The sequence below is a fragment of the Stenotrophomonas sp. AGC87 genome (genome assembly GCF_057333975.1).
Genome location: NZ_JBHFHW010000040.1, coordinates 1 through 6136, shown reverse-complemented (window position 1 = coordinate 6136; position 6136 = coordinate 1). Strand labels below are relative to the sequence as shown.

Below are 6136 nucleotides of genomic sequence, written 5' to 3'. Positions count from 1 at the left end.
CGCGCCCGGCGTTACCTTGGATGACGGGATGAGTGCGGTGCACCGTCCCGACCTCGTCCTCAGCGCCCGGCGGCGACAGCCGAGGGCGTCAGGTTCATGCCCTGCGCCAGCGATTGCAGCGAACCCAGTTCGCTCTTGTCGCCGGCGTACAGCGCAATCTGCGCAAAACGGTTCTTGTCGAATTTCACTACGGTGATCCGGCGGGTGTCATAGCCCGGCGGTTTCTGTCCACCCAGGTCGGGCTGGTACCAGTACAGCGTTTCACCGGCGAAGCTGCCTTTTTCCTGGCGTAGCGTGCGGTTCAACGGCAGCTCGGGATTGCGCGCGCTCAAGGTCAGGCTGAGCACTTCGCGGCCATCGGCGGCGGTGGCCTTGCACAGGATGAAGTCGCGCTGGGCGAGGGCCTGCCATTGCAGGCCGCTGCTGGCGGGCAGGGACGGACATTCGCTGGTCGATTGCGCCGCAACGGCGCCGGCAGTGACCAGCAGACACACACATACGACAGCGCGCAGGACGTTCATGGTTCCCCCAAGGTCGATGATCGCGTCCGTCGCTGACAGGCATTCCGGTGGCCGTCGACAACCCAGGCCGTGGTGGCGCATTCCCCGCGCGCGTACCGGATCACTCGCTGCCGTCAGTGTCGGACGAGTGATCGGGACCTTAACGGAATGTGACTCAGTGTACAAATAACGGTTTCAGGTGAACCTTTCTGCGCCGACGCCGGGCGGTCCAGGGGCCGCCCGGCCACCACCGTCAGCGGGGCGTGGCCCCCATCCATTTGTAGACGATGCCGCCGATCAGCCCGCCCAGCAGCGGTGCCAGCCAGAACAGCCACAGCTGGCTGAGCGCGCCGCTGCCGGCGAACAGCGCCACGGCGGTGGAGCGCGCCGGATTGACCGAGGTATTGGTGACCGGAATGCTGATCAGATGAATCAACGTCAGCGCCAGGCCGATCGCGATCGGGGCGAAGCCGGCTGGCGCGTTGCCGTGGGTCGCGCCCATGATCACGATCAGGAAGAACGCGGTGAGGACCACTTCACACAGGAAGGCGGCGGCGACGCTGTAGCCGCCCGGTGAAAGGGCGTCGTAGCCATTGCTCGCGAACGCGCCGGCCTGGCTGCCATCGATCTGGAAACCCGGCGCACCGGAGGCGATCTGCAGCAGGATGAAACCGGCCAGCGCGCCGCCCAGCACCTGCGCCACGATGTAGGGAAGCAGGTCACGGGCGGGGAAACGGCCGCCGGCCCACAGGCCGACAGTGACCGCTGGATTGAAGTGCGCGCCGGAGACGTGCCCGAACGCATAGGCGCCGGTCAGCACGGTCAGGCCGAAGGCCAGGGCCACGCCCAGAAAGCCGATCCCCAACGGATTGCCGTCGCCGCCGAACTTGGCGGCCAGTACCGCGCTGCCACACCCACCCAACACCAACCAGAACGTGCCCAGGAACTCGGCGGCCAGACGTTTGCCCATGCTCATCGACGTGCTCCAACGTTATGCCCGGGGTGGGCAGGCGCACCGTAGCTGAATCGAGGTTCATCGGGGTGACGGTGGCGTCAAGACCCGACGAACGGTCGCCGCCGGCCCGGATCAGTACGCGGGCAGCGGAATGAACTCTTTATCGTCGCCGGGGATGGTGCCGAAGCGACCGGCTTCCCAATCGTGCTTGGCCTGCTCGATCCGCTCGGTGGAGCTGGAGACGAAGTTCCACCAGAGGTGGCGCGGGCCATCGAGCGGTTCGCCGCCCATCAGCATCGCCTTGATCGGGGTCTTGGCGCGCAGGCGGCCGCGTGCACCGGGCTCGGGAATGATCAGATGCTGGGCAGGGACGTCCACACCGTCGAGCTGGGCCTGGCCTTCGAGGATATAGAGCGAGCGTTCGGCGTGGCCCGTATCCAGGTCGATTTCCGCATCGGCGTCGAGATCGATGGCCACGTTGAGGGTATCGGCGAACACCTTGACCGGGGATTCTTCGCCGTACGCGCGGCCGGCGATGACGCGCAGCCAGGCACCGTTTCGGCGCTGCTGGGGCAGGGTCGCGGCCGCGTGGTGGTAGAACGCGGGGTCGGTTTCTTCGAAATCCTTTGGCAGCGCGAGCCAGGTCTGCATGCCGTGCAGCGGGTGGTCGTGTTCGCGTTCGACGGCGGGCGTGCGCTCGGAGTGGGCGATGCCGCGGCCGGCGGTCATCCAGTTGACGTCGCCGGGGCGGATCACCTGGTCCGAGCCGAGGGTATCGCGGTGGCCGATGGCGCCGGACCAGAGGAAGGTGACGGTGGCCAGGCCGATATGCGGGTGCGGGCGCACGTCGATCCCGGTGCCGGGGGAAAGCACGGCCGGGCCCATCTGGTCGACGAAGACAAATGGCCCGACGCTGCGCGCCTGCAGAGTCGGCACGGCGCGGCGCACCTGCAGGCCACCGATGTCATGGATGCGGGGGGCGATGATGGTCGTCATGCGGGCGGTCTCGCTGGCGGGGACAGAGCGGGAGGATCGCATGCGGGGTGTGGAGGTGGGAGGCCTGTATCGGTAACAGGGTGTTCTGGTTTCACGCGCGAGCACACACAAAAAACGCCAGCGTGCGCTGGCGTTTTCGCGATCCTCAGATCACCGGCTCACGCAGTGCCGGCGAATCCCAGCCCGGGCGCGGGGCGAAGCGATCGCCATAGCGCTGCTGCAGGACCTTGAGGCGTTCGACCAGGGCATCGGCGCCGGTGGCGCGGATGTACTGGATAGGGCCGCCGCGGAACGGGGCGAAGCCGGTGCCGAAGATCACGCCGGCATCGAGCAGGTCGGCGTCGGCGACGACGCCGTCGTGCAGGCAGGCCACCGCTTCGTTGAGCAGTGGCAGGATCAGGCGGTCTTCCAGATCGGCCGGGACCTCGTAGTTGGCGGGGACGTCCGGCTTCTGCGCGCGTCCGTTCTCCCACTTGTACAGGCCTTGGCCGTCCTTCTTGCCACGCTTGCCCTGTTCCACGGTCGCCAGGGCGGCCGGTACCTGCAGGCCAAGGAAGGGCGCCAGTTCCTTGCCCACACCAGCGGCCACATCCAGGCCAACGGTGTCGAGCAGTTCGATCGGGCCCATCGGCATGCCGAACTTCACCGCGGCCTTGTCCAGCACCGGGCCCGGCACGCCTTCGGCATACGCGGTGGCAGCTTCAAGCATGTACGGGAACAGCACGCGGTTGACCAGGAAGCCAGGGGTGCCGGCGACCGGCACCGGGAACTTGCCCAGCGCCTTGCAGAAGGAGGCCAGGCGGCGCTCGGTTTCCGGCGCCATGCCGTCGTGATGGATGATTTCCACCAACGGCATCTGCGCGACCGGGTTGAAGTAATGCAGGCCGGCAAACTGCGCCGGGCGCTGGATGTGGTCGCGCAGTTCGTCCAGCGGGATCGAGGAGGTGTTGGTGGTCAGCAGCGCATCGGCCTTCATCCTCGGCTCCAGCGACTGGTACAGCTCGCGCTTGGCTTCCGGGTTTTCGATGATGGCTTCGATCACCAGATCGGCCTGGGCCACGCCCTCGCCAGCGAGATCGGCTTTCAGGCGCGCGGCCACGGCCGGGCGCTTGCTGTCGTCCTTCACCCGCTTGGCAAACAGCGCCTGCGCACGCTCCATGGCCGGGTCGATGAAGCGCTGCTCGCGATCCTGCAGGGTCACGTTGAAGCCCTTGTAGGCCGACCACGCGGCGATGTCGCCGCCCATCACGCCGGCGCCGACCACGTGTACGTGCTGGATGCCGTGGTCCTTGCCGCCCAGAGCCTTCAGGCGTTCGGTCAGGAAGAAGATGCGGATCAGGTTGCGTGCGGTCGGGGTGCCGGCCAGCTTCACCACCGCGCGGCGTTCGGCATCCAGACGGGTCTGGATCGGGCTGCCACCGGTGCGTGCCCAGGTGTTGATCAGCGCGTACGGCGCCGGGTAATGCTCCTTGCGTGCCTTGCGGGCGACCTGCTTGGCCATCTGTGGGGCGAGCAGCTTGCGTGCCAGCCAGGTGTTGGTGATCCACGCGGTCGCGCGCTGCTTGAATGGGCGGGTAGTGCCCTTCAGTGCGAGCGACACCGCGGTATCGAGCAGCACGGCCGGCGCGACGACCTTGTCGACCAGGCCGATATTGCGGGCCGCCGAGGCCGACAGATTGCGGCCGGTCAGCATTATGTCCATCGCCGCCGGTGCGCCGACCAGCTGCGGCAGGCGCGAGCTGCCGCCCCAGCCCGGGAAGATGCCCAGCTGGGTTTCCGGCAGGCCGATGCGGGTGGAGGCATCATTGGAGGCCACGCGGTAACGGCAGGCCAGGGCCAGCTCTGTGCCGCCGCCCAGACAATGACCATGGATCGCCGCGACGGTCGGGCAGGGCAGTTCGGCCAGCTTCTGGTACGTGCTCTGGCCACGGCGGATCGCGTCGTTGACGGTGCCGCGGCGGTCGAATTCCTGGAATTCCTTCAGGTCCGCCCCGGCGATGAAGCCGGCCGCCTTGATCGACTGGATCACCACCGCCTTGGGCGGGTCCATCGCGATCCGCTCGATCAGGTCGCCCAGTTCGAGCAGCACGTCCTGCGACATGGCATTGACGCTGCTGTCCTGGCGGTCGAGGCTGAGCACGACGACGCCATCGTCACGGATCTGCGGGTGCCAATGCGAGAAGCGGAGCCCATCGAAGCCTGAGAGCATGGGAACGTTCCATCCGGTTGTGTATGGAGAAGGGGGCTATGATCCAGAGGTTGTTTCCTCCCCGTCAAATCCCTATAGCTGGGGGAGAGATACCGCCGATTCATTGCCTGGATCGGAAACCTTAACGGAACGGTGGTTAAAAGCTGGTGCGGCGCTGTGTGATCGAGCGCTGAACTTTTCCCGGGATTGGCAGTCTCATTGCCCGACGTCGGTTGGGCTGACAGGAGTGCGGCCCCCCATGGCCGAGGTTGAAACACCACAGGAGCTGGACCTGGAGCTGGTCCGACGTGTGCAGCGTGGCGAGAGCGGGGCGTTCGATGTCCTGGTACGCAAGTATCAGCATCGGGTCATCGCGCTGATCGGGCGCTACATCGCGGACTGGAGTGAATGTCAGGACGTGGCCCAGGACACTTTCGTCCGCGCCTACCGCGCGATCGGCAGTTTCCGTGGCGACGCCCAGTTCTATACCTGGTTGCACAGGATTGCCGTGAACACTGCCAAGAACCATCTTGCCGCGCACAACCGCCGCCCGCCCACCGATGACATCGAGATCGGGGACGCCGAGCAGTACGACAGCGGCACCCGCCTGCGCGATACCGACACGCCCGAACGCGAGTTGATGCGCCAGGAACTGGAACAGACGGTGATGAAGGCGGTCTCCGCGCTGCCTGAAGAACTGCGGTCGGCCATCACCATGCGCGAGGTGGACGGCCTGAGCTACGACGAAATCGCGCAGAAGATGGGGTGCCCGATCGGCACCGTGCGGTCGCGGATCTTCCGTGCCCGTGAGGCGATCGACACTGAACTTCGGCCGCTGCTCGATGTGGGCAGCGCCACCCGCGAGAAGAGCCGCGCATGAGCCACGATATGTCCAATGATGCTTCCCGGGGCGCGTCCCCCGATAAATTCGACGCCCATTACCGGCAGCAGCTGTCCTCGTTGATCGATGGCGAGCTGTCCGCCGATGAAGCCCGTTTCATGCTGCGCCGGCTGGAACACGATGAGGCGTTGTCGAGCTGCAACGAACGCTGGCAGATGCTGGGCGATGCGTTGCGCGGACAGGCCTGCGCACCGGCCCCGGTCGATTTCGCCGAGCGTGTGCGCGCTTCCGTCGCGGCCGAGCCGGTACCGGCGATGCAGGCCAGGGTCGAGCGCAGCGAGGACGGCCAGCAACGTCGTGGCGGTTGGCGACGCTGGGGCGGTGGGGCGGCATTGGCCGCCTCCGTCGCGGCCGTGGCGATGTTCATGACCCGCGAGCAGCTGCCGGCCCCGGCCCCGCTGGACGCGCCGACCACCATCATCGCCAGCCAGGCTGAACTTCCTGCCGCGCCGGTGACCGAAGCCTCTGCCGCCGAACAGGCGCTCGCCGTGGCGGCGGTGCCCGCTGCCGCGGTAGCGGCCGCCAGCCGCCGCCAGGACGTGGCGACGGCACGCCGCGCCAGCGCCAGTGCCACGCGCACCCAGCAGGCCGCGCGC

At 67.2% G+C, this 6136-nt stretch carries 6 protein-coding genes; 2 read left to right on the top strand and 4 right to left on the bottom strand.

Features of this window, described 5'->3' with window-relative positions; all coding sequences use genetic code 11:
* Window positions 1-59: 59 nt before the first annotated feature.
* From ACE026_RS16150 to ACE026_RS16135, 4 genes are all read right to left on the bottom strand, one after another.
* Entirely contained in the window at window positions 60-521 is a 462-nt protein-coding gene (locus ACE026_RS16150; RefSeq protein ID WP_486039866.1) for a hypothetical protein, read from the bottom strand.
* Between the two features lie 232 nt (window positions 522-753).
* Window positions 754-1476 carry an aquaporin Z gene (aqpZ, locus tag ACE026_RS16145; protein ID WP_486039864.1) on the bottom strand — a complete coding sequence of 241 codons (723 nt, stop codon included), beginning with the start codon at window positions 1474-1476 and terminating at the stop codon, window positions 754-756.
* A 111-nt stretch (window positions 1477-1587) separates the two neighbouring features.
* On the bottom strand, window positions 1588-2451 hold the full coding sequence (locus ACE026_RS16140; protein ID WP_486039863.1) for a pirin family protein: 864 nt from the start codon (window positions 2449-2451) through the stop codon (window positions 1588-1590).
* Between the two features lie 145 nt (window positions 2452-2596).
* Window positions 2597-4660 carry a 3-hydroxyacyl-CoA dehydrogenase NAD-binding domain-containing protein gene (locus ACE026_RS16135; RefSeq protein ID WP_486039862.1) on the bottom strand — a complete coding sequence of 688 codons (2064 nt, stop codon included), beginning with the start codon at window positions 4658-4660 and terminating at the stop codon, window positions 2597-2599.
* A 238-nt stretch (window positions 4661-4898) separates the two neighbouring features.
* Between ACE026_RS16135 and rpoE the strand changes: the two genes are divergently transcribed.
* Both rpoE and ACE026_RS16125 read left to right on the top strand, forming a co-directional pair.
* A complete protein-coding gene (gene rpoE / locus ACE026_RS16130; RefSeq protein WP_121038769.1) occupies window positions 4899-5519 on the top strand; it encodes an RNA polymerase sigma factor RpoE in 621 nt (206 codons plus the stop codon).
* Window positions 5516-6136: sigma-E factor negative regulatory protein (locus ACE026_RS16125; RefSeq protein WP_486039860.1), on the top strand; the 621-nt coding region annotated here is incomplete at its 3' end. The genes rpoE and ACE026_RS16125, both read left to right, overlap by 4 nt.

What these genes read in the sequence shown, in the direction of transcription:
- ACE026_RS16150 (WP_486039866.1), bottom strand. Translation starts at nt 521, where the DNA reads ATGAACGTCCTGCGCGCTGTCGTATGTGTGTGTCTGCTGGTCACTGCC.
- aqpZ (WP_486039864.1), bottom strand. Translation starts at nt 1,476, where the DNA reads ATGAGCATGGGCAAACGTCTGGCCGCCGAGTTCCTGGGCACGTTCTGG.
- ACE026_RS16140 (WP_486039863.1), bottom strand. Translation starts at nt 2,451, where the DNA reads ATGACGACCATCATCGCCCCCCGCATCCATGACATCGGTGGCCTGCAG.
- ACE026_RS16135 (WP_486039862.1), bottom strand. Translation starts at nt 4,660, where the DNA reads ATGCTCTCAGGCTTCGATGGGCTCCGCTTCTCGCATTGGCACCCGCAG.
- rpoE (WP_121038769.1), top strand. Translation starts at nt 4,899, where the DNA reads ATGGCCGAGGTTGAAACACCACAGGAGCTGGACCTGGAGCTGGTCCGA.